At 70.9% G+C, this 25,771-nt stretch carries 23 protein-coding genes and 2 pseudogenes; 14 read left to right on the top strand and 11 right to left on the bottom strand.

Features of this window, described 5'->3' with window-relative positions; genetic code table 11:
- Positions 1 to 24: 24 nt before the first annotated feature.
- Entirely contained in the window at positions 25 to 1,824 is a 1,800-nt protein-coding gene (locus ACIA5D_RS01045; RefSeq protein WP_396027778.1) for a glycoside hydrolase family 127 protein, read from the top strand.
- 205 nt (positions 1,825 to 2,029) lie between these two features.
- On the opposite strand, the gene ACIA5D_RS01040 is transcribed toward ACIA5D_RS01045, so the two are convergent.
- Positions 2,030 to 2,449 (bottom strand): hypothetical protein, encoded by a 420-nt coding sequence (locus ACIA5D_RS01040; protein ID WP_396027777.1) that lies wholly within the window; start codon positions 2,447 to 2,449, stop codon positions 2,030 to 2,032.
- Positions 2,450 to 2,780: 331 nt separating this feature from the next.
- On the opposite strand from ACIA5D_RS01040, the pseudogene ACIA5D_RS01035 reads away from it, so the two are divergent.
- Positions 2,781 to 3,479, top strand: a pseudogene (locus tag ACIA5D_RS01035) (MGH1-like glycoside hydrolase domain-containing protein); the annotation flags it as partial.
- Between the two features lie 566 nt (positions 3,480 to 4,045).
- On the opposite strand, the gene ACIA5D_RS01030 reads toward ACIA5D_RS01035, so the two are convergent.
- Positions 4,046 to 4,231, bottom strand: coding sequence for a hypothetical protein (locus ACIA5D_RS01030; protein WP_396027776.1), 186 nt, complete (start codon positions 4,229 to 4,231; stop codon positions 4,046 to 4,048).
- On the opposite strand from ACIA5D_RS01030, the pseudogene ACIA5D_RS01025 reads away from it, so the two are divergent.
- From ACIA5D_RS01025 to ACIA5D_RS01015, 3 genes and pseudogenes are all read left to right on the top strand, one after another.
- Positions 4,221 to 4,589: pseudogene (locus ACIA5D_RS01025) on the top strand (discoidin domain-containing protein); the annotation flags it as partial. The gene ACIA5D_RS01030 and the pseudogene ACIA5D_RS01025 sit on opposite strands and share 11 nt — an antisense overlap.
- A 373-nt stretch (positions 4,590 to 4,962) precedes the next feature.
- Complete coding sequence (locus ACIA5D_RS01020) at positions 4,963 to 5,136, top strand: hypothetical protein (protein ID WP_396027775.1); 174 nt, start codon at positions 4,963 to 4,965, stop codon at positions 5,134 to 5,136.
- Between the two features lie 87 nt (positions 5,137 to 5,223).
- The gene (locus tag ACIA5D_RS01015) at positions 5,224 to 7,662 is read left to right on the top strand and encodes a beta-L-arabinofuranosidase domain-containing protein (protein ID WP_396027774.1); all 2,439 of its coding nucleotides are present in this window, start codon (positions 5,224 to 5,226) and stop codon (positions 7,660 to 7,662) included.
- Positions 7,663 to 7,739: 77 nt separating this feature from the next.
- Here the strand turns inward: ACIA5D_RS01015 and ACIA5D_RS01010 are convergent, their stop codons facing one another.
- The 3 genes from ACIA5D_RS01010 to ACIA5D_RS01000 all read right to left on the bottom strand — a co-directional run bounded on the left by ACIA5D_RS01010 (position 7,740) and on the right by ACIA5D_RS01000 (position 9,582).
- The gene (locus ACIA5D_RS01010) at positions 7,740 to 8,144 is read right to left on the bottom strand and encodes an SRPBCC domain-containing protein (protein WP_396027773.1); all 405 of its coding nucleotides are present in this window, start codon (positions 8,142 to 8,144) and stop codon (positions 7,740 to 7,742) included.
- 83 nt (positions 8,145 to 8,227) lie between these two features.
- Positions 8,228 to 9,127, bottom strand: a complete 900-nt coding sequence (locus ACIA5D_RS01005) for an alpha/beta fold hydrolase (protein WP_396027772.1) — start codon at positions 9,125 to 9,127, stop codon at positions 8,228 to 8,230.
- The gene (locus ACIA5D_RS01000; RefSeq protein ID WP_396027771.1) at positions 9,124 to 9,582 is read right to left on the bottom strand and encodes a hypothetical protein; all 459 of its coding nucleotides are present in this window, start codon (positions 9,580 to 9,582) and stop codon (positions 9,124 to 9,126) included. Before ACIA5D_RS01000 ends, ACIA5D_RS01005 begins: the two co-directional genes overlap by 4 nt.
- Before the next feature lie 127 nt (positions 9,583 to 9,709).
- Between ACIA5D_RS01000 and ACIA5D_RS00995 the strand changes: the two genes are divergently transcribed.
- The gene (locus ACIA5D_RS00995; RefSeq protein WP_396027770.1) at positions 9,710 to 10,267 is read left to right on the top strand and encodes a hypothetical protein; all 558 of its coding nucleotides are present in this window, start codon (positions 9,710 to 9,712) and stop codon (positions 10,265 to 10,267) included.
- Positions 10,268 to 10,379: 112 nt separating this feature from the next.
- On the opposite strand, the gene ACIA5D_RS00990 is transcribed toward ACIA5D_RS00995, so the two are convergent.
- Entirely contained in the window at positions 10,380 to 11,084 is a 705-nt protein-coding gene (locus ACIA5D_RS00990; RefSeq protein ID WP_396027769.1) for a metal-dependent transcriptional regulator, read from the bottom strand.
- A gap of 129 nt (positions 11,085 to 11,213) precedes the next feature.
- Here ACIA5D_RS00990 and ACIA5D_RS00985 point away from each other — a divergent pair, with 129 nt between their 5' ends.
- The 3 genes from ACIA5D_RS00985 (at position 11,214) to dtd (ending at position 15,502) form a co-directional block, all read left to right on the top strand.
- Positions 11,214 to 12,398 (top strand): acetoin utilization protein AcuC, encoded by a 1,185-nt coding sequence (locus tag ACIA5D_RS00985; RefSeq protein ID WP_396028555.1) that lies wholly within the window; start codon positions 11,214 to 11,216, stop codon positions 12,396 to 12,398.
- Between the two features lie 9 nt (positions 12,399 to 12,407).
- Entirely contained in the window at positions 12,408 to 14,954 is a 2,547-nt protein-coding gene (locus tag ACIA5D_RS00980) for a GNAT family N-acetyltransferase (protein WP_396027768.1), read from the top strand.
- A gap of 125 nt (positions 14,955 to 15,079) precedes the next feature.
- Entirely contained in the window at positions 15,080 to 15,502 is a 423-nt protein-coding gene (dtd, locus tag ACIA5D_RS00975) for a D-aminoacyl-tRNA deacylase (protein ID WP_396027767.1), read from the top strand.
- Between the two features lie 22 nt (positions 15,503 to 15,524).
- On the opposite strand, the gene ACIA5D_RS00970 is transcribed toward dtd, so the two are convergent.
- Entirely contained in the window at positions 15,525 to 16,313 is a 789-nt protein-coding gene (locus ACIA5D_RS00970) for a sporulation protein (protein WP_396027766.1), read from the bottom strand.
- 244 nt (positions 16,314 to 16,557) lie between these two features.
- Between ACIA5D_RS00970 and sigB the strand changes: the two genes are divergently transcribed.
- Positions 16,558 to 17,532 carry an RNA polymerase sigma factor SigB gene (gene sigB, locus ACIA5D_RS00965; protein ID WP_396027765.1) on the top strand — a complete coding sequence of 325 codons (975 nt, stop codon included), beginning with the start codon at positions 16,558 to 16,560 and terminating at the stop codon, positions 17,530 to 17,532.
- A 76-nt stretch (positions 17,533 to 17,608) separates the two neighbouring features.
- Here the strand turns inward: sigB and ACIA5D_RS00960 are convergent, their stop codons facing one another.
- The gene (locus ACIA5D_RS00960; RefSeq protein WP_396028554.1) at positions 17,609 to 18,274 is read right to left on the bottom strand and encodes a phosphotransferase; all 666 of its coding nucleotides are present in this window, start codon (positions 18,272 to 18,274) and stop codon (positions 17,609 to 17,611) included.
- 320 nt (positions 18,275 to 18,594) lie between these two features.
- Positions 18,595 to 18,945: a hypothetical protein gene (locus ACIA5D_RS00955; protein WP_396027764.1), complete on the bottom strand. Its 351-nt coding sequence runs from the start codon at positions 18,943 to 18,945 to the stop codon at positions 18,595 to 18,597.
- 162 nt (positions 18,946 to 19,107) lie between these two features.
- Between ACIA5D_RS00955 and ACIA5D_RS00950 the strand changes: the two genes are divergently transcribed.
- Positions 19,108 to 19,758: an HAD family hydrolase gene (locus ACIA5D_RS00950; RefSeq protein ID WP_396027763.1), complete on the top strand. Its 651-nt coding sequence runs from the start codon at positions 19,108 to 19,110 to the stop codon at positions 19,756 to 19,758.
- 43 nt (positions 19,759 to 19,801) lie between these two features.
- Here ACIA5D_RS00950 and ACIA5D_RS00945 read toward each other — a convergent pair whose 3' ends face one another.
- Together ACIA5D_RS00945 and ACIA5D_RS00940 are read right to left on the bottom strand one after the other, a co-directional pair.
- Positions 19,802 to 22,141: an FtsX-like permease family protein gene (locus tag ACIA5D_RS00945; RefSeq protein WP_396027762.1), complete on the bottom strand. Its 2,340-nt coding sequence runs from the start codon at positions 22,139 to 22,141 to the stop codon at positions 19,802 to 19,804.
- Positions 22,135 to 22,869 carry an ABC transporter ATP-binding protein gene (locus ACIA5D_RS00940; protein ID WP_396027761.1) on the bottom strand — a complete coding sequence of 245 codons (735 nt, stop codon included), beginning with the start codon at positions 22,867 to 22,869 and terminating at the stop codon, positions 22,135 to 22,137. The genes ACIA5D_RS00945 and ACIA5D_RS00940 overlap by 7 nt, the downstream gene beginning before the upstream one ends.
- 120 nt (positions 22,870 to 22,989) lie before the next feature.
- Between ACIA5D_RS00940 and ACIA5D_RS00935 the strand changes: the two genes are divergently transcribed.
- The 3 genes from ACIA5D_RS00935 (at position 22,990) to ACIA5D_RS00925 (ending at position 25,744) form a co-directional block, all read left to right on the top strand.
- Positions 22,990 to 24,408 carry a histidine kinase gene (locus ACIA5D_RS00935; protein ID WP_396027760.1) on the top strand — a complete coding sequence of 473 codons (1,419 nt, stop codon included), beginning with the start codon at positions 22,990 to 22,992 and terminating at the stop codon, positions 24,406 to 24,408.
- Positions 24,405 to 25,055, top strand: a complete 651-nt coding sequence (locus tag ACIA5D_RS00930; protein WP_396027759.1) for a response regulator — start codon at positions 24,405 to 24,407, stop codon at positions 25,053 to 25,055. The genes ACIA5D_RS00935 and ACIA5D_RS00930 overlap by 4 nt, the downstream gene beginning before the upstream one ends.
- 122 nt (positions 25,056 to 25,177) lie before the next feature.
- The gene (locus ACIA5D_RS00925; protein ID WP_396027758.1) at positions 25,178 to 25,744 is read left to right on the top strand and encodes an HhH-GPD-type base excision DNA repair protein; all 567 of its coding nucleotides are present in this window, start codon (positions 25,178 to 25,180) and stop codon (positions 25,742 to 25,744) included.
- Positions 25,745 to 25,771 lie beyond the last annotated feature (27 nt).

Below are 25,771 nucleotides of genomic sequence, written 5' to 3'. Positions count from 1 at the left end.
TCGAACATTTCGGGGGTGGTGGCCATGACGGGACCTGTCGCGCCGTCGCGCGGTGCGTTGCGGCCCGTGGGACCGCAGCAGGTACGGCTGGCCGGAGGCTTCTGGGGCCGACGCCAGCAGATCAACGGCGCCGCCACCATGGAGCACAGCCGCACCTGGGAAGACCGGCTCGGCTGGACCGGGAACTTCCGCAACCCGCTCGCCGAACGGCGTCGCGGGTGGGAGTTCAGCGACTCCGAGGTCTACAAGATGACCGAGGCGCTGTGCTGGGAGACCGGCCGCCCGGGCGGCGTCCGGCACGACGAGGCGCTGGCCGAGCTCACGTCGCTCATCGGGGGAGCGCAGGACGCCGACGGCTACCTGCACACCGCGTACGGCCGGCCCGGCCAGCCGGCGCGCTACAGCGACATGAACTTCGGGCACGAGCTGTACTGCGCCGGGCACTTCTTCCAGGCGGCCGTGGCGGGGGCGCGCACCGGCGCGGCGCCCGGGCTGCTCGAGATCGCCACCCGGCTGGCCGACCACATCTGCGTCCAGTTCGCCGACGAGGGGTTCTGCGGCCACCCCGTGGTCGAGACCGGCCTGGTGGAGCTGTACCGGGTGACCGGCGAACGGCGCTACCTCGACCAGGCCGCCAAATTCGTGGCCCGGCGCGGCCACCGCACGCTGCCCGAGCACGAGTTCGGCTGGCAGTACTTCCAGGACGCGGTGCCGGTGCGCAACGGCGAAGTGTTCCACGGCCACGCCGTACGCGCGCTGTATCTCGCCGCCGGCGCGGTCGACGTCGCGGTGGAAACCGGCGACGACGAGCTGCTCCAGGCGGTGGCCCGGCAGTTCGACCGCACGCTCGCGCGTCGCACCTACATCACCGGCGGGATGGGTTCGCGCCACCAGGACGAGGCGTTCGGCGAGGACTTCGTCCTGCCGTCGGACCGGTCGTACTCGGAGACCTGCGCCGGGGTCGCAACGATCCAGCTCGCCCACCGGCTGCTGCTGGCCACCGGCGAGACGCGCTACGGCGACATCGTCGACCGGGTGCTGCACAACGTGATCGCCACCGCGGTCGCCGACGACGGCCGTTCCTTCTTCTACGCGCACACGCTGCACCAGCGGGTTCCGGCCGAGCCCCCGCGGACGGACCGCGAGCAACTGCGCTTCAGCGGCGGGGCGCGGGCGCCATGGTTCGAGGTGTCCTGCTGCCTCAACAACGTGGGCCGGCTGACCGCCTCGCTCGGCACCTATTTCGTCACCGAGGACCCGGGCGGCGTGCAGCTGCACCAGTACGCGCCGATGCGCGTCGAGGCCGGCGGGATGGTGCTGGACGTCGACACCGACTACCCGGACGCCGGCGTGGTCACCGTGACCGTGGTCGAGGCCCCTCCGACCCCGCGCACGCTGACCTTCCGGATCCCGGAGTGGGCCGCGGGTCCGGAAGGCGTACACCGCCGCGTCTTCGAGAAGAACGAGCAGATCCGGCTCGAGCTGCCGATGCGTCCACGGTGGACCTTTCCGGACCCGCGGGTCGACGCGCTGCGCGGCTGCGCGGCCGTCGAGGTGGGCCCGATCGTGATGTGCGCCGAGTCGACCGACCAGGAGGACGGCGTGCGCCTCGACGAGATCCAGGTCGACACGTCGGTCACTCCCGAGGCCGGCGCCGTCAAGGGTCATCGCGTCCACCCGGCCGATCCCGGCTGGCCGTACCAGAGTCACCGCACCGCCACCGAACGCCCCGATCCGGTCGTGGTTCCGCTACTCCCGTACCACCGGTGGGCCCGTCGCGGCCCGTCCACGATGCGAATCTGGTTGCCCGTCAACCCGTCCTGAAAGGAAACCGAAAGGGAGGTGACGCGATGCCGCATCCCCGGCTGGCACTCGCGTTGACAACAGTTCTCCTCAGCTCCACCGCCGCGATCACGCTGACTCCCACAGCGGCGGCCGCGGCACAGACGATCGGCTACCCGACGTTCTCCGGGTCGGCGATCCCGAACCCGCCCGTGGCCATGACCACCGGCAACACCATGCAGGCCATCTACAACGCGGAATCCGGCGGCACCGATTTCTGGATGGATCGGCTGCTGTCCCGCTCCGGCAACGACCCCGCCGGCACCTGGCTGATGAGCCGGGGCCGGGCGGTGTTCATGAAGACGCACACTCCCTCGGTGCTCGGCTTCGGCGGCACGGTCGCGTACTGGGAGAGCATCAACGACCAGCCGGCGTTCACGGTGACCGCCGGGTCGGGCACGTGGACCGAGCAGGTGGCGTCGCGCTGGCAGGCGCCGAGCCACTGGAAGAGCGTGCACACGAACGGCTCGCTGCGGGTCAACCAGACGAAGTTCATCACGCAGAACGACGTGGCCGTCGACAATCTGGCGATCACCAACACGGGTACGGGTTCGGCCACCGTCGCGCTGAGGGTGACCTCGCCGTACGCGACGTCGGGCAGCGGCACCGAACTGACCGGCCAAGTGAACGTTAAAAACGCACTTACTACTATTTATCCCCGTCTAAGCGGCGACGGGTTCACGGCGGCGAGCGGCGCGCTCACAAGATCGATCACGATCGCCGCCGGCGCTACCACCACGGTCAAGGTCCAGCTGGGCTTCATCGCCAACGAGATCCCTGACTCATTGTCCGAATATAATAGCTTTAAGGCTTTAAATCCAGACACAGCCTTCGCGACGCAGGTGCGGGCGTACAACCTCTGGTGGGCGCAGAACCTGCCGTACATCGACGTGCCCGAGCCGGCGATCAAGAAAGAGATCTACTACCGCTGGTGGCTGATGCGGTTCAACTACCTGGACGCCAACATCCCCGGCCAGGACTTCCAGTTCCCGATGAGCGTCGAGGGCGCGCTGGGATACAACAACGCGATCGCGCTGACCCAGCCCATGCACATCGACGACCTCAAGTACCTGCGCAACCCCGCCTACTCGTACGGCCCGTGGCTCTCGGTCGGCCAGGTCTCCAAGGGCGGCCGGTTCATGGACAATCCCGGCGACCCCGAGAACTGGTCCAACAGCTACACGCAGTACATCTCCGAGGCGGCCTGGCGCAGCTACGAGCTGCACGGCGGCCAGCCGGCGATCGCCGGGAACCTGGCGAAGTACGCCGAGGGTGACGCCAAGGGTCAACTGTCCTATTACGACCACAACAACGACGGCCTGATCGAGTACGACTGGGGCGCGCTCACCGGCAACGATGCGGACGCCGTCTCCTTCGACTGGCGCTCCGGCAACATGGACAGGGCCGAGTCCGCGTACGTCTACAGCGGCGCTCTCGCCTCGGCCCAGGCCTACGCGGCGATCGGCAACACCACCAAGGCCGCCGAGATGCAGGCCGTGGCCGACCGCATCAAGAACGCCATCGTCACGTACCTGTGGGATTCGACGAACAAACTCATCGAGCACCGGCACGTGGCCACCAACGCCCTGGTTCCCTGGAAAGAGATCAACAACTATTACCCGTACGCGGTCGGCGCGATGCCGAACACGGACGAGTACCGCCAGGCGCTGCGCCTGTTCGCCGACCCCGCCGAGTACCCGATCTTTCCGTTCTACACGGCGAACCAGAGGGACAAGGCGACCGCGGCCGCGGCCGGCTTCCCGGGCAGCAACAACTTCTCGACCATCAACTCGACGGTCCAGTTCCGCCTCTACTCCTCGGTGCTGCGCAACTACCCCAACCAGTGGATGAGCGCCGAGGACTACAAGAAGCTGCTGTACTGGAACACCTGGGCGCAGTACGTCGGCGGCAACACGGCCTGGCCGGACGCCAACGAGTTCTGGGCCGACTGGAACGCCGGGACCAAGAACATCGACTACCGGTCCTGGATCCACCACAACATCCTCGGCAGCAGCAACTGGACGGTCATCGAGGATGTGGCCGGCTTGCGTCCGCGCACCGACAAGCAGGTCGAGCTGTGGCCGATCAACATCGGCTGGCCCAACTTCGCGATCAACAACGTGCGCTACCGCAACGCCGACCTCAGCATCGTCTGGGACGACCCGGCCGACGGCGTGGTCAAGTACTCCGGCATCCCGCAGGGCTACTCGATCTTCATCAACGGCACCCGGGTCGCGACCGTCGACAAACTCGTCCGGCTGGTCTGGAATCCGGACACCGGCGCGGTCACGCTTCCGGCGGGCGGGGCCACGATCAACTTCAATGCCGCGTACGCCGGGCTGCAGTCACCCACCGGGGTGTCGCAGACCAGCTCGCAGATGGTCGACATGTTCAACAAGGCCGGCGTCGACCTGACCGCCGACCTGCCGAACTACGCGCAGGGCGTCTCGACCGCGGCGTCGTACACGGCCAGTGGCACTTCCGGGGCCAACGCGGTCGACGGCTTCCCGATCAACGAACCGACCTGGGGCACCTGGGGGTCGCCGAACGCGACCGACTATCTCCAGCTCAACCTCGGCACGGCCCGCACGGTCAACGAGGTCCGCCTCTGGTTCCGCAACGACCGGGCCACCAACCACTACCGCCCGCCCGCGTCGTACCAGATCCAATATCTCAACGGCAGCACGTGGACCAACGTCGGCTCGGCGGTGAAGACACCGGCCTCGCCGCAGTCCAACTACAACGTGGTGCAGTTCGGCGCGGTCAGCACTACCGGGCTGCGGGTGCAGGTCACGCACGCCTCCGGGGTCAAGACCGCCCTCACCGAGGTCAAGGCCTACAACCGCGGGGGAGTGGTGACGCCGCCGACGGACACCAACAAGGCGCTCACCGCGACACCGAGCGCCAGCTACACCTCGTCCTGGGAGAGCGTCGCCGCCCTCAACGACGGCATCGATCCGCCCTCGTCGAACGACACCGTGAACCCGCGATGGGGCACCTGGCCCAACACGGGTGAGCAGTGGGGCCTGCTGACCTGGTCATCGGCGCAGTCCCTGTCCAGTGCCGACATCTACTTCTTCGACGACAACGGGGGGCGTCCGCGTACCCGCGTCCTGGAAGTTGCAGTACTGGAACGGCACGGCCTACGTCGACGTGGCCGGCGCGTCCGGCTACCCGACCGCCCTCAACCAGTACAACCACGTCACCTTCACTTCGGTCGGCACCACAAGGTTGCGGGTGCTGCTGCAGAGCGGCGCCGGATCGGTCGGGCTGCTCGAAGTCAAGGCGTCCTGAGCTTTTCGACTCCCCAAAACGGGCCGCCCGCACTTCCGCGGGCGGCCCGGCGATACCCCCGTCCCCGTTTCGCCTGGGAGGTCCCTCGTGTCACCGCATCTGTCCCGCCGAACCCTGTTAGCCGGCTCGGCGGCCGTCGGCGCCGTCGCCACCCTTCCCCTGGCCGCGACCCCCGCCGCGGCCGCCGCCCGGCCGGACACCGGCGTCTCCGCCTATGCCTTTCCCCTCACCGCCGTCCGTCTGCTGACCAGCCCGTTCACCGCCAATGCCGGGCGCACCCAGTCGTACCTGCAGTTCCTCGACATCAACCGGCTGCTGCACACCTTCCGGCTGAACGTCGGCCTCTCGTCCACGGCCACCGCCTGCGGCGGCTGGGAGTCCCCGACGACCGAGCTACGGGGGCACTCCACCGGGCACTACCTCTCAGCGCTCGCCCAGGCCTACGTGAGCACCGGCGACGCGTCCTACAAGACCAAGGGCGACTCGATCGTCACCGTGCTGGCGCAGTGCCAGTCCCGGGCCGCGACCGCGGGCTTCAACACCGGATACCTCAGCGCGTTTCCCGAGAGCTTCATCGACCGGGTCGAGCAGCGGCAGAGCGTGTGGGCGCCCTACTACACGCTTCACAAGATCATGGCGGGCCTGCTCGACATGCACCTGCTGGCCGGCAACGCGCAGGCGCTGACCGTGCTCACCGGGATGGCCGCGTGGGTGAAGTTCCGCAACGACCGGCTCACCCAGACCCAGCGGCAGAACATGCTCGACACCGAGTTCGGCGGGATGAACGAGGTGCTGACCAACCTCTACCAGCTGACCGGCGACGCCGTGCATCTGGCGGCGGCGCAGCAGTTCGACCGCGCCGAGATCTTCGACCCGCTCGCGTCCAACGTGGACAGCCTGAACAACTACCACGCCAACACCCAGATCCCGAAGATCGTCGGGGCGATCCGCGAATACCACGCGACGGGGACGACCCGCTATCGCGACATCGCGGTCAACTTCTGGGACATCGTGGCCCGGCATCACACGTACGCCATCGGCGGCAACTCCAACGGCGAGTACTTCAAGGCGCCGGACCGGATTGCCGGCGAGCTCTCCGACACCACCGCCGAGTGCTGCAACTCGTACAACATGCTCAAGCTGACCCGGCAGTTGTTCCTCACCAACCCGGCCCGCGCCGACTACATGGACTTCTACGAGAAAGCGCTCTACAACCACATCCTCGCCTCGCAGGACCCGTCGTCGGCGCACGGCTTCCAGTGTTACTACGTCCCGTTGCGGGCCGGCGGGATCAAGACCTACAGCAACGACTACAACAGCTTCGTCTGCTGCCACGGCACGGGCATGGAGAGCAACACGAAGTACGGCGAGAGCATCTACTTCCATGACAACGGCACCACCCTCTACGTCAATCTGTTCATTCCCTCGGTTCTCACGTGGTCGGCTCGCGGCGTGACGATCCGCCAGGACACGTCCTTCCCGGAGGCCGGCAGCACCAAGCTGACCGTGACCGGCTCGGGCGCCTTCACCATGCGGATCCGGATCCCGGCGTGGACCTCCGGCGCGCAGATCAGGGTCAACGGCACGGTCTTCTCGTCACCGGCAGCGGGCGCCTATGCCACGGTCACCCGCACCTGGGCGTCCGGCGACGTGGTCGACGTGACGCTGCCGATGGCGCTCACCCGGGAAGCGACAAACGACAACAGCAACGTCCAGGCGGTGAAGGTCGGGCCGATCGTCCTCGGCGGACTCTTCGGCACATCGAATCTGACGGCGCTGCCGATGCTGGACCCGGCGTCCCTGTCACCCACGACCACGCCGCTTCAGTACACCGCCAACGGTGTCTCTCTGGCTCCTTTCTACAAGGTGCACGGGCAGCGCTACAGCGTCTATTGGTCGATAACCGGATCGACTTTGGTCGCGCACTACCCCTTCGACGGCTCGCCCGCCGACGCCTCCGGCAACGGCCGCACGGCGACGGTCTACAGCGCCGGCTACGTGGCCGGCCGCAGCGGCAACGCGCTCGACCTCAACGGCACGAGCGGGTACGCGGCCCTGCCCGGCGGCATCCTGGCCGGCGCCACCAACTTCACGGTGGCCTTGTGGGCCCGCCTCGACACGGTGACGACATGGAGCCGGATCTTCGACTTCGGCACCGGCACGGGCGCCAACATGTTCCTGACCCCGCGCTCGAGCACCGGCACGGCCCGCTTCGCGATCACCGCCGGCGGCGCGGGCGGTGAACAGCGCATCGACGCGCCTTCGGCCCTGCCCGCCGGCGCGTGGACGCACGTAGCGATCACCCGCAGCGGCAACCTGGGCGTGCTCTACGTCAACGGCGCCGAGGTGGCCCGCAACACCGCCCTGACCATCACCCCGGCCTCGCTGGGCAACACGACGCAGAACTGGCTGGGCCGGTCGCAGTACGCCGACCCCTACCTGGACGGCGCCCTCGACAACGTGCGCCTCTACAGCCGCGCGCTGAGCGTGGCCGAGATCTCGTCTCTCGCATCGAGCGGGAGCTGACCGTCGGCGGTCGGCTTTCGCGGTGTGCGGGCGCAGGCGGTCGGCTTTCGCGGTGTGCGGGCGCCGACCGCCGGTTACTAGCCGAGATGTGCCGGCAGTCGGCCAAGGCAGCTCTCCCAGCCGGCCCGGTACATCTCGGCGGTGGCGGCGTCGACCAGGTCGTGCACGACGACCAGGTCGGTGCCGCGGCCCCGCGCCGTGAGTGAGATCGTCACGCGGCTGTCCCGGTCGTCGCCGAGCCAGCGCCACGCCTGCACGATCCGTTCCGGAAAGTCCAGCTCGACGTACTCGCCCTCGAAGCCCATGCCATCGCCGCTGATCCCGAACCGCCCGCCGGCGACGGGATCGGATTTCGCGATCGGATGCACCGACTGCGGCCAGTACCAGGCCGCCAGCGCATCGGCGTCGGTCAGCGCCGCCCACACCCGTTCCGGCGTGGCCTCGACGTGCGTCGAGATCACCGCGGACTCGTCATGCTCCATCCGCTCACCCTTCCATCGATGGCTCGGACGCGCTGCCCCGGTCGCAGATCCGCGGCCCCGCCCGGCCAGCCGGTCCCGAACCGCTAGCGGCTGCCCGTGACGAAGTCGGTGATCAGACCGGCCAGGACGGTCGGCTGCTCGATGACCATGGCGTGTGAGGCGTCGGCCAGGGAGAGGTAGCGGACGCCGGAGGCCGCGGCCTGGTCGACCAGGTAACGGCGGTGGGCCGCGTAGAGCTCGGCGAACGGCTCCTGCTCGGGCAGGTCGCGGGTGGGCAGCACAACGAGCTCGGGGCAGGTCGTGGCGGCGTAGACGGGCGCAAGGTCGAGCTCGTTCATCAGTTTGCGCAGCTGGGACGTGGTGGCGGCGGACGGGCGGGTCGAGGTCTCGCCGTTCTCGTGGACCAGGTTGCGGCGGAAGCCCTCGATCCAGACCTTCTCGTTGGCGCCCATGTCGCGGGCGGCCATCTGCTGGCGCTCGACCAGGTCGGGGAGTTGGTCGGCCTCGATCACCTGGCCGGCCGCCGCCTCCATCTGGTCGAAGATCGCGTGCAGGCGGGACAGCTCGGCGGCCGCCTTCTCGGGGTCGAGGCCGGGCAGGTGGCCGGGGCGCGTGGGCGGTGGGTTGCCGTCGAGGCTGATCACCGCGGCGGCCTCGGGGTGGCGCTGGCCCCACAGCGCGGCGAGCATGCCGCCCAGCGAGTGGCCGACGACGGCGGGGCGGTCGACTTCCATCTGGACGCAGACGGCGGCCAGATCGCCGAGCGCGGCATCCCAGCTCCAGACCCCGTCGCCGGAGCGGCCGTGGCCACGCAGATCAACGGTGATGACCCGGTGGTGCGGGCGGAGCGCGCGGGCCAGCGTGGTCATGTGGGCGAGGTTGCCGCCGGCGCCGTGCAGCAGCAGCAGCGGGGGCGCGTCGCCGCCGAAGTCGCGGACCGCGAGCGGAAGCTCCCCGGCGTCGATCAGGCGGTCGTTGATCACGGTGTCTCCTCGTTCTTGCGGCCGCGCAAGCGGTCGCGGACGGCTTCGGACGGCACGCCACCGTCGGGATGACGGGGTAGGCGGCCGCGTCTTACCAGGTCGTGGACGCCCTGCCGGGTGATGCCGAGCATCGCGCCGGCGGTGGCGTACGAGACCGACTCGGACCAGGGGTGCCCGGCGCGGACGGCCACCGCCTGGCCGAGCGGGCTGGTCCACCAGTCGGGTGGTGGGTCGAAGGCGCGGTCGCTCGGGTAGAGCGTGGCGATCAGCCGGGCCGCCGTCAGCACGGCCGTGCGGTCGTCGCCGTGCTGCATGGTGTCGGCCCAGCGGCGGGCACGCAGCCGCACGAGCTCGCGCACCGCGTCGACCGCGTCGTCGCCGTCGAGCAGCACCTCGAGCGGGTCGAGCAGGCGCACGTCGAGCAGGCGCACGATCTGCTCCACGAGGTCGGTCATGCCGTCATGTTACTTGACGCTCCCCGTCAAGTCCTACGCAGCGTGTGCCTTTGGTGCCTGACTCGGCCTTTCGCCCGATCGCCGGGCAAAGTACGGTGTGCCCCGAAAACCCTCGGGAGGATCACTCGTGCGTTCGCGTTCCGTCGTGCTCGGCGCCGCCCTGCTCCTCAGCCTGGCCGCCTGCGACAACCGCGCCGAGGCGAGCAAGCAGGAGCCGCTGGCCCCGGTCGAACTGATCACGCAGCCGGCGGCCTCGGCGGGCGGCGCGTGCATCCTCTGGGACTACCAGCTGATCAAATCCAAGATCGGTGTCACGTTCGACGTGGCCGCCTCCGACCAGGTCGACGACACCTCGACCTGCGTGGTGCAGACGGTGAACGGCGACTGGCCCGACCTGGCGCTCTCCGTCGTGGAGAGCACCCAGGCCGACGCCGAGCTGTTCCTGTCGGACCTCAAGCCCGACAAGGCGACCAAGCTCAAGGGTCTGGGCAAGGCCGCCTATCGGTTGAACACGGCGGCGAGCGGCGGGCACGGGCCGGTCATCGAGATCGGCTGGCTCAGCGAGGCGAAGCAGCTGCAGACGCTGCGCTTCACCTTCGCCAAGACCGCCAAGACCGCCGATGTGACGGCCATGAACACCAAGCTGCTCGCCCTCGCGAAGGTGATGGACACCACCGCCGGCTAGCGCTTCCGTCCTTTCGGCGCGCGACCTTCAGTGCGGTCCGGCCTTCAGTGCGGTCCGGCCTTCAGTGCGGTCCGGCCTTCAGTGCGGGCCGGCCTTCAGTGCGGGCCGGCCTTCAGTGCGCCGCGACGAACACCCGGGACGCCACCTCGCGCGGCAGGCGGATCTTGTCGCCCGAGCGGTCGATGGTCACGGCGTCGCGTTCCTGGGCCACGGTCACGGTCGTGCCCGGGTCGATCCCCGCGGCGTGCAGCTGGCGCAGCACATCGGAGTTGGTCTGCACGCTCTCGCAGATACGCCGCACCACGACGCTGCCGGTGAGACCGGGGAACGCCAGGTTGCGCTCGCCCTGGCTGCTCACGCTGGTCGCGGCGCCCTCGCTGAGCTCGTCGTCCTCCGGCAGGCCCAGCTTGTCGAGGCCGGGGATCGGATTGCCGTACGGCGAGCGGGTCGGCCGGTTGAGCAGCTCGTAGACCTTGCGCTCGACCGTGTCGCTCATGACGTGCTCCCAGCGGCAGGCTTCCTCGTGGGCCTCCTCGTAGGGCATTCCGATCACGTTGACCAGCAGCAGCTCGGCCAGGCGGTGCTTGCGCATGACGGCAACGGCGGCCACCCGGCCGGCCCCGGTCAGCACCAGATGGGGGTCGCCCTCGACGGTGAGCAATCCATCGCGCTCCATCCGCGCCACCGTCTGGCTGACCGTCGGGCCGCTCTGATGGAGGCGCTCGGCGATCCGCGCGCGCAGCGCCGGAACACCCTCCTCCTCCAGCTCGAGGATGGTGCGGAGATACATCTCCGTAGTATCAACAAGGTCATTCACGGTGCGGCCCTCCCAGCAGCGATGTTACCCCGTTGACAGGGGTTGACAGCCGCGCCGAACTTGTGTGGCCCCGACCCTACCCGACCGCGCTCCGGGAAACTGTCGGAGGACCGTGGCAGCATGACCGTCATGGCAGACCGGACGACCGCCGTGGTGTGGGATCAAGCCCTGCTCGACTACGACATGGGCGACCATCCGCTCAACCCGGTGCGCGTCGAGCTGACCATGGCCCTCGCCCGCGAGCTCGGCATCCTCGATCGCCCCGGCGTGCAAATGATCACGCCTCGCCCCGCGACCGACGACGATCTCACCCGCATTCACCATGCTGACTATCTCGATGCCGTCCGGCTCGCCCCGAGCGACCCCTTCTTCCGCGGCTGGGGCCTCAACACCCCCGACAATCCCGTTTTCGACGGTATGCACGAGTCGTCGGCGCGCATCTGCGGCGCGAGCATCGCGGCGGCCGAGGCGGTCTGGGACGGCGCGGCTACGCGCGCCGTCAATGTGGCCGGCGGCCTGCACCACGCGATGGCCGCCCGAGCGTCGGGGTTCTGCGTCTACAACGACCCGGCGGTCGCGATCGCCCGCCTGCTCGCCCGCGGCGCCCAGCGGGTCGCCTATCTGGACGTCGACGTTCATCACGGCGACGGCGTGCAGGCCGCGTTCTACGACGACCCGCGGGTGCTCACGATCAGCCTGCACGAGTCGCCGCTCGCGCTCTTCCCCGGCACCGGTTTCTCCGACGAGATCGGCGGCCCGGGCGCCGAGGGCATGGCGGTCAACGTGCCGCTGCCGCCCGGCACGTCCGACGCGGGCTGGCTGCGCGCGTTCCACGCGATCGTGCCGTCGGTGGTGCGCGCGTTCGCACCCGAGATCATCTTCAGCCAGTGCGGCGCCGACACCCACCGCCTCGACCCGCTGGCCGACCTGCGCCTGTCGGTCGACGGCCAGCGCGCGGCCTACCTGGCGATGCGCGACCTGGCCGACGAGCTCTGCGATGGCCGATGGGTTGCCACCGGCGGCGGGGGCTACGCGCTGGTCGAGGTCGTCCCCCGCGCCTGGACCCATCTGCTCGCCGTGGCCACCGGCGACCCGCTCGACCCGGCGACCCGTACCCCCGCGGCCTGGCGCGCCTACGCGGCAGAACGGTGCCCGGGCCATCACGTGCCCGAGACGATGACCGACGGCGCCGATCCGCCGATCGAGCCCTGGCAGCCCGGCACCACCCCCGACGCGGTCGACCGGGCCATCCTCGCCACCCGCACAGCCGTGTTCCCGCTGCACGGCCTCGACCCACACGACCCTCGCGACTAGGGCGGCGTAGTGGACAAGAGCGCTGACGTCCTGCTCTCCGACGGATCCGCCGCCCACCTGCGGCCGATCCGCCCGGAAGACGCGCCGGCCATTGTGGAGTTCCACTCCCGCATGAGCGAGCGCACGCGTTACCTGCGCTACTTCTCGCCGTACCCGCGCATACCCGAGCGCGATCTCGAGCGCTTCGTCAACGTCGACCACGGCGACCGCGAGGCGTTCGTCGTCGTGAGTGGCCCGCGCATCATGGCCGTCGGCCGCTACGAGCGCCTGGGGCACGACTCGCCCGAGGCCGAGGTGGCCCTGGTGGTGGAAGATGCGCACCAGGGCAGGGGCATCGGCTCGGTGCTGCTCGAGCACCTCGCCCAGGCCGCGCGCGAAAACGGCATCAAGCGGTTCGTGGCCGAGGTCCTCCCCGAGAACGGCGGGATGCTGCGCGTCTTCAGCGACTTCGGCTATCTGATCCAGCGCCGCTACGCGGACGGCGTGGTGCACCTCGAGTTCCCGATCGAGCCGACCGAGAAGTCGCGCGAGGTGCAGGAATCGCGCGAGCAGCGCACCGAGGCCCGGTCGATCGCCCGGCTGCTCGCTCCACGAGCGGTCGCGGTCTACGGCGCCAGCGCGAGCGGGCAGGGCATCGGCGCGGCCATGCTGGGGCACCTGCGCGACGGCGGTTACACCGGGACGATCGTGCCCGTGCACCGGCGGGCGCGGCGGGTCGCGGGCCTTCCGGCGTACCGGTCGGCGACCGAGGCCGGCGTCACGGTCGACCTGGCGCTCATCGCGGTGCCGCCCGAGGCGGTCGGCGAGGCGGTCGAGGATGCCGCCGCGAGCGGCGCCGGTGGGCTGGTGGTGGTCTCGGCCGGCTTCGCCGAGGCGGGCGCCGCGGGCGCGGCCGCCCAGCGGACGCTGGTCGAGCGCGCGCACGACGTGGGGTTGCGTGTGGTGGGGCCCAACAGCATGGGAATAGCCAACGCAGACCCTTCCGTACGCCTCAACGCGACGCTCGCGCCGACGCTGCCGTCGCCGGGCCGGGTTGGGTTCTTCAGCCAGAGCGGCGCGCTCGGGGTGGCGCTGCTCGCCGAGGCCGACCGGCGCGGGCTGGGGCTGTCCAGCTTCGTCTCGGCCGGGAACAGGACCGACGTCTCCGGCAACGACCTGCTGCAGTACTGGCAGGACGACCCGGGCACCGACGTGGTCCTGCTCTACCTCGAGACCTTCGGCAACCCGCGCAAGTTCGCCCGCCTCGCCCGGCGTATGTCCCGGGTCAAGCCGGTGGTGGCGGTGGCCTCGGCGACCCGCCCGCCCGGCCTGGCCGGCGACCTGCCGGGCCCCGATGCCAACGCGGTGACCGCGCTGTTCGCCCGCTCCGGCGTCATCCGGGTCGACACGGTGCAGGAGCTCTTCGACGTCGGCCTGCTCCTCGCCCACCAGCCGTTGCCCGCCGGCCGGCGCGTGGCGGTGGTCGGCAACTCGTCGGCCCTCTCGCAGCTCGCCGTGTCCGCCTGCAGTGCGTCGGGTCTGGTGGTCGCCGAAGGCTACCCGCACGACATCAGCCCCCAGGCCGGGGCGCACGAGTTCGCCGACGCGCTGGCCGACGCCGCCGTCGACGCGCGGGCCGACGCGCTCGTGGTGGTCTTCGCGCCGCCGCTGCCCGGTCAGCTCCCCGATGAGGACGCCGACTTCGCCGCGGCCTTGGCGAGCGTCGCCCTGGCGGGGGAGAAACCGACCGTGGCGACTTTCCTGCTGGGCAATCTGGCGCCGCGGGTGCCGTCGTATCCGTCGGTCGAAGAAGCGGTGCGGGCCCTGGCCCGGGTGGCGAACTACGCGGACTGGCTGCGCCGACCGCCGGGCGTGCTGCCGGCGCTGTCCGACATAGACCCGTCGGCCGTCGATCTCGAGGGGCCGCCGGCGGCGCTGCTGGCCGCGTACGGGATCGACGTGGTGCCGTCCACTCTGGTCACCTCGGTCGAGGCGGCGGTCGCGGCGGCCGCGACGCTGGGGTATCCGGTGGCGTTGAAGGCGGCCAGGAGCGCGCTGCGGCATCGCATCGACCTCGGCGCGGTGCGGCTGGCGCTGGCCGACGAAGACGATGTGCGGGCGGCGTACGGCGATCTGGCCGCCGGCTTCGGACCGGACGTGCTGGTGCAGACGATGGTGGCGCCGGGCGTCGCCTGCACGGTCGAGGTGGTGGAAGACCCGGCGTTCGGGCCGGTCGTGGGCTTCGGGCTGGGCGGGGTGGCCAGCGAGCTGCTCGGCGATCTCGCGTGGCGGGCGGCGCCGCTGACCGACCGTGCGGCCGAGGCCCTGGTCGGCGAGCCGCGGGCGGCGCCGCTCCTGCACGGCTATCGGGGGTCGGCGCCGGTCGACCGCGCGGCTCTGATCGACCTGCTCCTGCGGGTGGGGCGGCTCGCGGACGATCACCCGCGGCTGCGGTCGCTGATGCTCAACCCGGTGCTGGCGCGGCCCGACGGCATCTCGGTGCTGCACGCGGCGACCGAGTTGGGGCCGCCGATGTCCCGGCCAGATACGGGGCCGCGACGCCTGCGCAGTCCATGAGGAGCTGAACCTTTAGGCTGGCAGGGCGCCAAAGGACCAAGCGGGCCTCGGCGGCAAATCGGGCGCTGAGCTGATTGCCGCTGCCGTTTGCCGACGGCGGCGGCAACGCCGGAGAGGGGAGATCGATGCGGGCGCTGGTGCAGACGGTGAGCCGGGCCGGTGTGACGGTCGACGACGAGGTCATCGGCAAGATCGAGGACGGGCTGCTCGTGCTGGTCGGGGTCACCCACGACGACACGCCGGCCAAGGCCGCCGAATTGGCTCGCAAGACCTACGAGCTGCGGATTCTCGACGACGAGGCGTCCGCCTCCGATGTGGGCGCGCCGCTGCTGGTGATCAGTCAGTTCACGCTCTACGGCGACGCGCGCAAGGGGCGGCGGCCGACCTGGAGCGCGGCGGCGGCGGCCGAGATCGCGGAACCGCTGGTCAGCGCGTACGTCGAAGCGCTGCGCGCCCGGGGAGCGACCGTGGAGACCGGCCGCTTCCGGGCGCACATGCTCGTCGAGAGCGTCAACGTCGGGCCGCGCACGCTGCTGCTGGAGATCTAGAAGACACGCTGCCGCTGGAGATCTAGAAGAACAGCCCTCGCCGCTGGGCGGACTGCCGCAGCCAGTTGTCGAGCTGACCGGCCCAGTCGACGCGGTCGACCGTGGCGTAGTCGACGTCGAACTTGCCGAACGAGTCGTGACCCTCGGTGAACATGCCGCCACGCTTGTCGATCTCGAGGATCACCTGGAGGCGGTGCGGCGTCGGGATGAAGGTCAGCTCGAGCTGGTTGATGCCGTGGGCGTAGGCGGACGGCGGGTGGAACTCGATCTCCTGGTAGAACGGCAGTTGCTGCTCCACGCCGTAGACCCGGCCCCGCTCGACGTCGGCCCGGCTGAATCGGAAGCCCAGCCTGAGCAGCGCGTCGAGAATGCTCTCCTGCGCCGGCAGCGGGTGTACCGCCACCGCGTCGAGATCTGATTTGTCGACGGCGCGCGCTACCTCGAGCTCGGTCGTCAGGCCCATGGTCATGCCGTGCAGGTGCTGGCCGTACACCTCGGTGATCGGTGTTTCCCACGGCACATCGAAGCGGAACGGCACGTCGTAGCGCGCGCCCGGGTCGAGCCGGAACGAGCCGGTCAAGCGCTGCCGGTGGAACTCCTGATCGGTGTTGTACTCGCTGTCGCCGCTCTCCACCTCGACCCGGGTGATCAGTCCGACGGCGAGATATTCCACGTCAACCGCGTGATCGCCGCCCTGCACGTGCACCTGGCCCTCGAGGAATCCACCGGGCCGGCAGTTCGCGTTGGCGAGGATCGTCTCGACCGACGGACCACCCACACCCATCGCTTGCAACATCTTCTTGAAGACCACTGAACCGAACCCTCCTGGACGGCGTTTGCAGAACATTATCGGCGCATCACAACAACCCAGATCCGGCATTCCACCCACTTGTCGGCTTGGTGACGTCAGGGTTCTCCCTGATTCATGCCACCTGGACGCTTGCCTCACCTCCGCTTAACGCGTCCCGGGCCAAGCTATCGATCACCGGCACGAAGCGGCTGGGAAGCACGAGACGGTTTATCAGCGGGGAGGGGACTGAAAGGTGGTCCTGCAGATGAAGGCCTCTGACGAGAACAGCATGACCGACGGTGTCGAGATCCTGGTCGACCTGGACGCTACGGACGAGCGTGGAGTCTCCGCCGACCTGGTGCGGGCCTACCTGAACGGCATCGGCCGCACCCGCCTGCTCACCGCCGTCGAGGAGGTTGAGCTTTCCAAGCGCATCGAGGCCGGGCTCTACGCCGAGGAGAAACTTCCCGAGGCGGGCGACGACCTTGCCCCCCTGCTCGAGATCATCATCATCGAGGGCAAGGCTGCGAAGAACCACCTGCTCGAGGCCAACCTGCGGTTGGTCGTCAGCATCGCGAAGCGCTACACCGGCCGCGGCATGGCCTTCCTCGACCTGATCCAGGAGGGCAACCTCGGCCTGATCCGCGCGGTCGAGAAGTTCGACTACACCAAGGGCTACAAGTTCTCGACGTACGCGACGTGGTGGATCCGGCAGGCGATCACCCGCGCGATGGCCGACCAGGCCCGTACGATCCGCATCCCGGTACACATGGTCGAGCAGGTCAACCGCATGGTCCGGGCCCGGCGCGACCTCGCCGCGACGCTCGGCCGCGAGCCGAACATCGCCGAGATCGCCCAGGCCATGAGCGTGCAGGAGTTCCAGGTCATCGAGCTCATCTCGTACGACCGGGAGCCCGTCAGCCTCGACCAGGCCGTCGGCGAGGACGGGGAGAGCGCGCTGGGCGACTTCGTCGCGGCGGTCGACCCGAACCCGGCGAACACCATCGGCAGGGGCGAGCTCCGCAACGAGGTGGAGATCGTTCTCGCCACGCTCTCCGAGCGCGAGTCCGCGGTGATCCGCCTCCGCTTCGGTCTGGACGACGGCCGGCAGCGCACCCTCGACGAGGTGGGTCGCGAGTTCGGGCTCTCCCGCGAGCGCATCCGCCAGATCGAGAAGGTCACGATGCTCAAGCTCCGCGACCCCGAGCGGGCCTCCCGCCTGGAGGCCTACGCGGGCTGACCCCCGCCCGCTTTCCGATTCTGTCGACTCTCTCGACCGCCCGGCGGAGCCTCCCCTTCCGCCGGGCGGTCGTTTGTCATCGAACGCCGGCCCGCACCCGGGCGGCCGCGGTGCCGATCATCGCGACCTCCTCGGGGGACATGGTGAGCTGGCGGCGGCGGTATGCGGCAGCGTCGTCGAGGAGACGCACCGGGTCGCCCGGGGCCAGCTCGAGGAACCGGTCGAGCATGGCGTCGATCGACGCGCCGAGCGGATGCTCGATGGAGCCGATCGCGACCTGCGCGATGATCAGCGCACTCAGCGCCGTGTCGAGGTCGGCGGGCCCGTCGTCCGCGTTCCGCCAGTCGATCACCACCGGGCCGCGCTCGGTGATCAGGACGTTCTCCGGGTGCAGGTCGAGATGGATGATCGTCTCCTGACGGCCGGCAGCGCGCGCCGGAAGCTCGTGCAGGCGGCGCAGCAGCCCGGCAAGCATCACGGCGGCGTCCTCCAGAGCCAGGTCGCCGGAGAGCGCCGCCTCCGCCATGGTCGGGCCGTGCAGTCGTTCCATCACCATGTCGGGCCCGCTCGCGGCGTACACCTCAGGGACGGGGTAACCGTGACTCGCGGCGTACGCCATGATCTCGGCCTCGTGCGCGGTGTCCGCCGCGGTGCGATAGTGCCGCAGCACCCTGCCGTCATCGAGCAGGAAGACATCGGCCTCCCGGCCCGCGGCGAACGGCTCGTCCGCAACAGGCCGAATCGCGACAGGCTGGCCTGCAGGCGGCTGGCCTGCAGGCGGCTGGCCCGCAGGCGGCTGGCCCGCAGGCGGCTGGCCCGCAGGCGGCTGGCCCGCAGGCGGCTGGCCCGCAGGCGGCTGGCCCGCAGACGGCTGGCCCGCAGACGGCTGGCCCGCAGACGGCTGGCCCGCAGACGGCTGGCCCGCAGACGGCTGGCCCGCAGACGGCTGGCCCGCAGACGGCCGGCCCGCGGCAGTCCAGCCCGTGGCCGGCTGGCCGGCGGACGGGGTCGGGGCCGGCGGCTGGTTCGTCACGCCGCCGACGGTAGCGAGCGGCGGCCAGGTCAGTCGACCGCGTTACTGCTGGCGTCGCTCGTGTAGCTGTCGACCGGGGTCTCCAGGGCGCCGGTGGTGGCGTCGCCGGTGGTCGTGTTCGCGACACCCGGTCCCGTGCGCGGGTGGGTGCGGAAGCTGTTCGGCCCGGCCGTGCCGCCGGTCGTGGTCATCACGCCGTGCTCGGGGTGCGGACCGCCGTCCTGAAGCTGGTCGACGTCGGTGCCCGCGGCCAGGGTGCTCGACAGGCCGGCCTCGTCGTCGCCCTTCTCCGGCCGGGGAGTGTCCGGCTCGTCGAAGACCCCCGGACCGTAGTCGCCGCCGGCGATCTCCCGCTCGATGCTCTCGTACGAGTCGCTCATCTTCGTACCCCTTTCTACGGACCGGTCACACGCCGCGACGTTACCCGCGTGCGGTGTATCCCGGCTTGGCGCCTTGGACCCGGGACGGTGGCGTTCGTCTCTGTGATCCGCGTCCCTGCGCTGGCGGCCGCCGTGTTTGTCGGCCCAGCGGATGATGCTTGTGTGCTGAAGGCGATCATCTTCGATCTAGACGGGACGATCCTGGACACCGAGACCCCCGAGTTCACCTCGTGGCAGGAGGCGTACAGCGCCCACGGTGCCTCGCTCGACGCCGCCGTCTGGTCGCAGACGATCGGCACCTCGGACTCGGGCTGGGATCCGTACGACCATCTGGAGGCCCTGGTGGGCAGGCCGGTCGATCGGATGGCGCTGCAGGCGGCGCGGCATGCCCGCTTCGACGACCTGATGGCCGCGGCCGAGGCCCGGCCGGGGATCGTCGCCTGGCTGGACGAGGCCCGCGACCTCGGACTGCGGGTAGGCCTGGCCTCGAGCTCCGGCGCGGCCTGGGTGTCGCGCTTCCTCGACGCGCTCGGCCTGCGGGACCGGTTCGCGGTACTGGCCACCCGCGACCGGGTCGCGCGCAGCAAGCCCGCGCCCGACCTGTACGAGCTGGCGCTGAGCGACCTCGGCGTACGGGCGGACGAAGCGCTGGCAGTCGAGGACTCGCCGAACGGCGTGGCGGCGGCCAAGGCGGCCGGGCTGTTCTGTGTGGCGGTGCCCAATCCGTTGACGGCCGATCTCGCTCTGGACGGCGCGGACCTCGTGCTGGGCTCGCTGGCCGAACGCTCGATCCGTGACGTCGCCGGCATGTGAGACCTCACGGCAGCTCCGGGTCCGGGGTCGAGCGGGTGCGGCTTCACGACAGCTCCCGGGCAGGATCGAGGCGGGTCAGTCTCGCCCTGGCGGGGAGCACGGCGGCGGCCAGGGCGAGGGCGAGGCAGACGCCGACCGCGATGGCGGCGGTCGGCCACGGCACGGTCAGAGGCACGGCGGCGCCGGTCTGCTCGCGCAGCCCGGCCACGCTGCCCCACAGGGCCAGGATCGCCGCGGCGCTGCCGAGCGCCGCGCCGATTGCGACGACCAGCGCGGACTCGCCCGCGACGGCCAGCAGGACCTGGCGCGGTGTGGCGCCGGCCAGCCGTAGCAGCCGGTAGTCGGGTTCGCGGCGGGCCGTGGCCATGAAGAGGGTGTTGGCCACCGCGAGGGCGCCGTAACCGACCGAGACCCCGATCAGTAGCAGCGTAAAGATCCAGATGAGACGGTCCTCCTCGGCGTCCGCCTGCCGGGCGTAAGCGTGCACATCGACCACGCGTGCGCCGAGCGCCGCGTTCGATCCGATGCTGGGCGTCGCGTCCGGCTCGGCGCCGGCCGTCGCCAGCGCCGACGGGTCGTGCTCGCGCACGGTGGCGCGGGCGAGCACCACCTCGGCCGGAGCCGCGTCGTCGGGAAGGACGGCCACCACGCGCAAGCGAGCCGGCAGCCCGTCGGGGAAAGTCGCGGCGAGCGTGTCACCGATCCCCAGCCCCGATTGCGCAGCCCACGACGCGGAGAGGGCCACCGCGTCCGGCCCCGCGAGGGAACGCTCCGGTCCAGGAGTGGACGGCGCCGAGGGATCCACGCCGGCGGCGGCCACCACGGTGTCGGTCAGGTAGAGGCCGGTCGGCAGCGGCGCCGACGGCGCTGCCGCGTCGCTCAGACCGGGCGTCCCGTCCGGAACCAGGACCGTGCCGCTCGGCATCGCACCGGCGCGCTTGTCCGCGTACGCCGTAGCCGAGGTCTGCACATTGCCCGCGATGAAGACCGCGAATGCGACCGTCAGCAGCACCGGCGCAGCTGTCGACGCGGTGCGCTGGGCCCCGGCCAGCGCACTTTCCCGCATCACCGTGGCGATCGGCCCCCGAGCCGGCCGCAGCAGGACCCGCACGAGCAGCGGCACGGCGGCCGGCGCCAGCACAGTCGCCCCCACCACCAGTGCCATCGCCCCCAGCAGCGCAAACGTCGCGAGGTCGCTCACGTCGTCGGTCACCGTGGTGGCAAGGCCGGCCGCCATGCCCCCGGCCGTGAACAGCAACCCGGTGATCCAGCGGAGCCGCGTCATCGGCCGCGGCTCGACCTGCGCCTGCCGCAGCGCCTCCAGCGGGCCGACCCGGGCCGCACGGTGGGCGGCCGTCAATGATCCCGCGACGGCGAGCAGCGGGCCCGCCGCGACGCCCGCCAGCACAGCCCAGAGATGGAAGCCGACTGCGAACGATCGCGGCTCGAACCCGGCATCGACCAGCACCCTCCCGATCAGCGGTGAGAGGACGACCCCGAGCAGCGTGCCCGCGGTTCCGGCCACGATCCCGACCAGCGCGGCCTCCCGGATCACCGAGCGGCGCACCTGGGCGGGCGTGGCGCCGGTCGCCCGCAGGAGGCCGATCTCGCGCCGTCGCTGGTGGACGGTGAGCGCGAACGTCGAGGCGATCACGAAGGCGCACGCAAACGCCGACAACGCGGTCATGGCGGTGATCACCTGAAGACCGATCCACCGCGTCCGGGCGTCGGACCGCGGTTCGAGCTCGCCCAGCGCCGAGCCGTGCAACACCGTCGCGCCACCGGCGAGAGCGCGGACTTGCGGCAGGCGAGGGCTTCCGGTGAGGCCGATGACGCGTACGCCGGGCGCCATGCGCGCCGCGGTCGCATCCGAGACGTAGAGCCGGTCCGCGTCGACGAGCCCGGTCACCCGCCACCAAGACGGCCCGGTCGCCGTCAGCATCGGCACCGAGCCGCCGACCGGAACTCCGGAGCCGCGGGAGAGGACGACCTCGCGCTCGCCCGTCGGTGGCCTGCCGGCGACCAGGGTGTCGGCCGCCAGCGCCGTGCTCGCCCAGCCGTGGCCTTCTTGCACCGCCGGCGATGGGCGGCCGTTGAGCACTGGCTGGGCGTAGAAGCGTCGATCGGGGATCGCGGCCGCGACGCCAGGGGCCGCGGCCAGGCGGGCCGCCAGCGCGGTCGCCTCGGCGGACGACCAGGGCCGGGGCTCGGGGAACGGGTCGGCAGGGGTCGTCACCCGAGGGCTCTGCACGGCCACGGCGACCGCCGCGTAGCGGTCCGGCACACGCGGGTGGGCCGAACCCAGGAGCGTGAGGGTCAGGGCTACGGCGGCCGTACCGAACAGGACCGCGACAAAAGCGCCCAGCCGGTCTCTCGTCAGCATGTCGCCTCCACCGCGGCCATGCGGGCGGCGATCGACTCGGCGGAGGTCGCCGCCAGGCGATCGATCAGACGGCCGTCGGCCAGCAGCAGCACCTGATCGGCCACGGCCGCCGCCACCGGGTCATGGGTGACCATCACGATCGTCTGGCCGCGCTCGTCGACCAGGCCACGCAGCAGGGCGAGCACCTGGCGGGAGGTGGTGGCGTCCAGCGCGCCGGTCGGCTCGTCGGCGAAGAGCACGGACGGGCCGGTGAGCAGCGCGCGGGCGATCGCCACCCGCTGCTGCTCGCCGCCGGACAGCTCGACCGGACGGTGCCCGGCCCGGTCGGCGAGACCCACCCGTCCCAGCGCCGCGGCCGTCTCGCCGGAAGCGACACGGCGGCCGGCCAGGCGGGCGGGGAGAGCGACATTTTGTGCCGCGGTGAGCGAGGAAATCAGGTTGAAGGCCTGGAAGACGAAGCCGACACGCTCGCGCCGGAGGACGGTGAGTCCGGTCTCGTCGAGCTCGCTCAACCGCACGCCGTCGAGGACCACCTCGCCGGAGGTCGGCCGGTCGAGCCCGGCGGCGCAGTGCAGCAGGGTGGACTTGCCGGAGCCGGACGGGCCCATGACGGCCGTGAAGGTGCCGGCCGGAAGATCGACCGTGACACCGTTCAGGGCCGTCACCCGATCGCGGCCGGAGCGGTACTCCATCCGTAAGTCGTGGAGCGCGACCGTTGCTGTCGTCATGGCTGTCGACGATCCCGCGTGGCCGGGCGAAAATCGTCAAACCCTGGTCCACAGTTGGAGATCGCGAACATCAGACCGTGGTCTGACGCGCCCGGCGGGACTTCTGATTACTGTCGCGGCATGACGACCGCCGCGCCCTCCGTTTTCCTCCGCGGGCTCAGCCGCCGCCAGCTGATCGCTTGTGACGCGGTGCTGGCGGTGGGGGTCGCGGTGCTCGGCTGGCTCGCCGCGGCAGAGGTGCCGCTGTCGTCCTCGCGGGTCTCCTGGCACGAGCCGGCCTGGGTGTCGGTGCTGATCGGCGTGCTGCTGGGCGTGCCGGTGGCGGCGCGCCGGCTGCGGCCCGAGGCCGCGGCCTGGTCGGCCATCGCGCTCTGCGTGTTCGCCTCGGGCACCGGGGCGATACCCGACTACGCCGGGATAGCGCCGAGCCTCGTGCTGGGGCTGGTGCTCTACACGGTCGGCACCGACGTCCGGCGGCGCCGGTCGGTGCTGGTTGTCATCCTGGGCATCGCCGTCCTGGGGGTGGCGTTCGTCTGGTCGACCCGCGAGCCGTACCAGGCCGGGCTGGTGCTGTGGGTGCTGGGCATCTGCTGGACTCTCGGCCGCGCCATCCGGGAGCGCCGGGCCTACGCCGCGCAGAGCGCCACCCAGGCGACCGAGCTGGCGCTGCGCGCGGAACGGCTGCGCATCGCCCGCGACCTGCACGACATCGTGGCGCACAACATGAGCGTGATCGTGGTCCGGGCCACGGTAGCTGACCACATCGCTGAGGTGCGCCCCGAGGAGCTGCGCGAGTCGCTGCGACTGATCGCGACCACCAGCCGGGAGACGCTCGCCCAGCTTCGCGGTGCGGTCGGGGCGCTGCGCGCCGAGGCGGTCGTCGCGCCCACCCCGGGCCTGGCCGATCTCGGTGAGTTGGTCGCGGCGGCTCGCTCGGCCGGGCTCGCCGTCGATCTCGAGGTCCGCGGTGATCGGGCCGTTCCGGAAAGCGTCGGCGTGGCGGTGTTCCGGCTGGTGCAGGAGGCGGTCACGAACGTGCTCAAGCACGCCCGCGCGACGACATGCCGGATCGAGGTCGACCTCGCGCCCGGCGAGGTCCGGCTAAAGGTGACCGACAACGGCAAAGGCGTCGGCCCAGCGGCCGACGGCAGCGGCGGCGCGGGAGCGGCGACTGCCATGGCGACCCGCGCCACCGGCCGCATGGGCGCGGCGATCGGCGGCACGGGCACGGCGATCGGCGGCACGGGCGCGGGCTATGGCATCGGCGGCACGGGCGCGGGCTATGGCATCGGCGGCGCGGGCGGTGGCGGCGTGGCGATCGGCGGCGTGGGCGGTGGCGGCGTGGCGATCGGCGGCGTGGGCGGTGGCGGCGTGGGCGGTGGCGTTGACGGTGGTGGGGGAGACGAAGCGGGCGGGACAACGGGGCAGGGGTTGATCGGTATGCGGGAGCGGGCCGCGATGTTCGGCGGGGAACTCGTGGCCGGGCCCGGGCCGGAGGGTGGCTGGCGGGTGGCGACGACCCTGCGGTACTCGGCATGAGCGACGACGTGCGGGTGGCGCTGGCCGACGATCAGCCGCTGTTGCGGGCCGGCTTCCGGCTGCTCATCGACAACACGCCGGGGCTGGTCTGTGTCGGCGAGGCGGCGACCGGGCGGGAGGCGGTCGAGATCGCGCGCCGGGAGCGGCCCGATGTGATCCTCATGGACGTGCGGATGCCGCAGATGAACGGCATCGAGGCGACCCGGCTGATCTGCCAGGGCAACGCCGGACTGCGCACGCGGGTGCTCGTGCTGACGACCTTCGACCTCGACGAGTACGTGTTCGGGGCGATTCGGGCCGGGGCCAGTGGCTTTCTGCTGAAGGAGGTCCTGCCGGACGATCTGATCAACGCCATCAAGGTGGTCGCGGCCGGTGAAGCGCTGCTGACGCCGGGGGCCACACGGCGGCTGATCGAGGCCTACACCGAGCTGCCCGAGCGCAAGGTCACGCCGTTGCCGCACATCACGGCCCGGGAGCGAGAGGTGCTCGAGCTGATCGCGCGGTGCCGGTCGAACGAGGAGATCGCCGCCGATCTGCAGGTGAGCATGGGAACCGTCAAGACCCATATCACCCGGTTGCTGGCGAAGCTGGGCGCCCGCGACCGGGCTCAGTTGGTCGCCCTGGCCTACGAGGCCGGCATGCGCTGAAGAGGGGCGTGCGCTGAAAGGGGGCGTGCGCTGAGAGTCGGCATGTGCTGAAAGGGGGCATGTGCTGAAGGAGGGTCGGTGCGTCTGGACGGGAGGGGAGCGGTTGGCGGCAAGATGGGGGCATGACGCTCAGCTTGCCGATCGACGCCGAGGCCAACAAGCTGCTGTCCAGCGATCCGCTGGCGTTGCTCATCGGGATGGTGCTGGACCAGCAGATCCCGCTGGAGAAGGCGTTCACCTCGCCGTGGGTTCTGGGCCAGCGGCTCGGGCACGCTGCGACCGCGGTGGAGATTGCGGAGTTCGATCCGGAGGCGCTGGTGGCGATCTTCGCGAAGCCGCCGGCGCTGCATCGGTTTCCCAAGGCCATGGCCGCGCGGGTTCAGGAGGTGTGCCGGGCGCTTGTCGAGCAGTACGACGGGGAGGCGGCCAACCTCTGGGCCGGGGTGACGGACGGCAAGGAGCTGCTCAAGCGGGTGGCGTCGCTGCCGGGGTTCGGCAAACAGAAGTCGCAGATCTTCGTGGCGCTCCTCGGGAAGCAGTACGGGGTCGAGCCAGCCGGGTGGCGCGAGGCCGCGGGCGGCTACGGCGAGGCCGGATCGTTCAAGTCGGTGGCCGACATCGTCGACGGTGAGTCTCTGGGCAAGGTGCGCGCCTACAAGAAGGAGATGAAGGCCGCGGCCAAGGGGTGACATTCAGGAGGCGGGCCGCGGGGTGAT

This window comes from Actinoplanes sp. NPDC051513, from assembly GCF_044454685.1.
Lineage (GTDB): Bacteria > Actinomycetota > Actinomycetes > Mycobacteriales > Micromonosporaceae > Actinoplanes.
The sequence above is the reverse complement of the archived record's forward strand: the minus strand, read 5'-3'. Positions and strand labels throughout refer to the sequence as shown.

Excerpts from the sequence above, each read along its gene's own strand:
- ACIA5D_RS01045 (WP_396027778.1), top strand. The coding sequence starts at position 25 with ATGACGGGACCTGTCGCGCCGTCGCGCGGTGCGTTGCGGCCCGTGGGA.
- ACIA5D_RS01030 (WP_396027776.1), bottom strand. The coding sequence starts at position 4,231 with ATGTCGACCATCTGCGAGCTGGTCTGCGACACCCCGGTGGGTGACTGC.
- ACIA5D_RS01010 (WP_396027773.1), bottom strand. The coding sequence starts at position 8,144 with ATGGAGCATGACGAGTCCGCGGTGATCTCGACGCACGTCGAGGCCACG.
- ACIA5D_RS01000 (WP_396027771.1), bottom strand. The coding sequence starts at position 9,582 with ATGACCGACCTCGTGGAGCAGATCGTGCGCCTGCTCGACGTGCGCCTG.
- ACIA5D_RS00985 (WP_396028555.1), top strand. The coding sequence starts at position 11,214 with ATGGCAGACCGGACGACCGCCGTGGTGTGGGATCAAGCCCTGCTCGAC.
- dtd (WP_396027767.1), top strand. The coding sequence starts at position 15,080 with ATGCGGGCGCTGGTGCAGACGGTGAGCCGGGCCGGTGTGACGGTCGAC.
- sigB (WP_396027765.1), top strand. The coding sequence starts at position 16,558 with ATGAAGGCCTCTGACGAGAACAGCATGACCGACGGTGTCGAGATCCTG.
- ACIA5D_RS00955 (WP_396027764.1), bottom strand. The coding sequence starts at position 18,945 with ATGAGCGACTCGTACGAGAGCATCGAGCGGGAGATCGCCGGCGGCGAC.
- ACIA5D_RS00945 (WP_396027762.1), bottom strand. The coding sequence starts at position 22,141 with ATGCTGACGAGAGACCGGCTGGGCGCTTTTGTCGCGGTCCTGTTCGGT.
- ACIA5D_RS00940 (WP_396027761.1), bottom strand. The coding sequence starts at position 22,869 with ATGACGACAGCAACGGTCGCGCTCCACGACTTACGGATGGAGTACCGC.
- ACIA5D_RS00935 (WP_396027760.1), top strand. The coding sequence starts at position 22,990 with ATGACGACCGCCGCGCCCTCCGTTTTCCTCCGCGGGCTCAGCCGCCGC.
- ACIA5D_RS00930 (WP_396027759.1), top strand. The coding sequence starts at position 24,405 with ATGAGCGACGACGTGCGGGTGGCGCTGGCCGACGATCAGCCGCTGTTG.
- ACIA5D_RS00925 (WP_396027758.1), top strand. The coding sequence starts at position 25,178 with ATGACGCTCAGCTTGCCGATCGACGCCGAGGCCAACAAGCTGCTGTCC.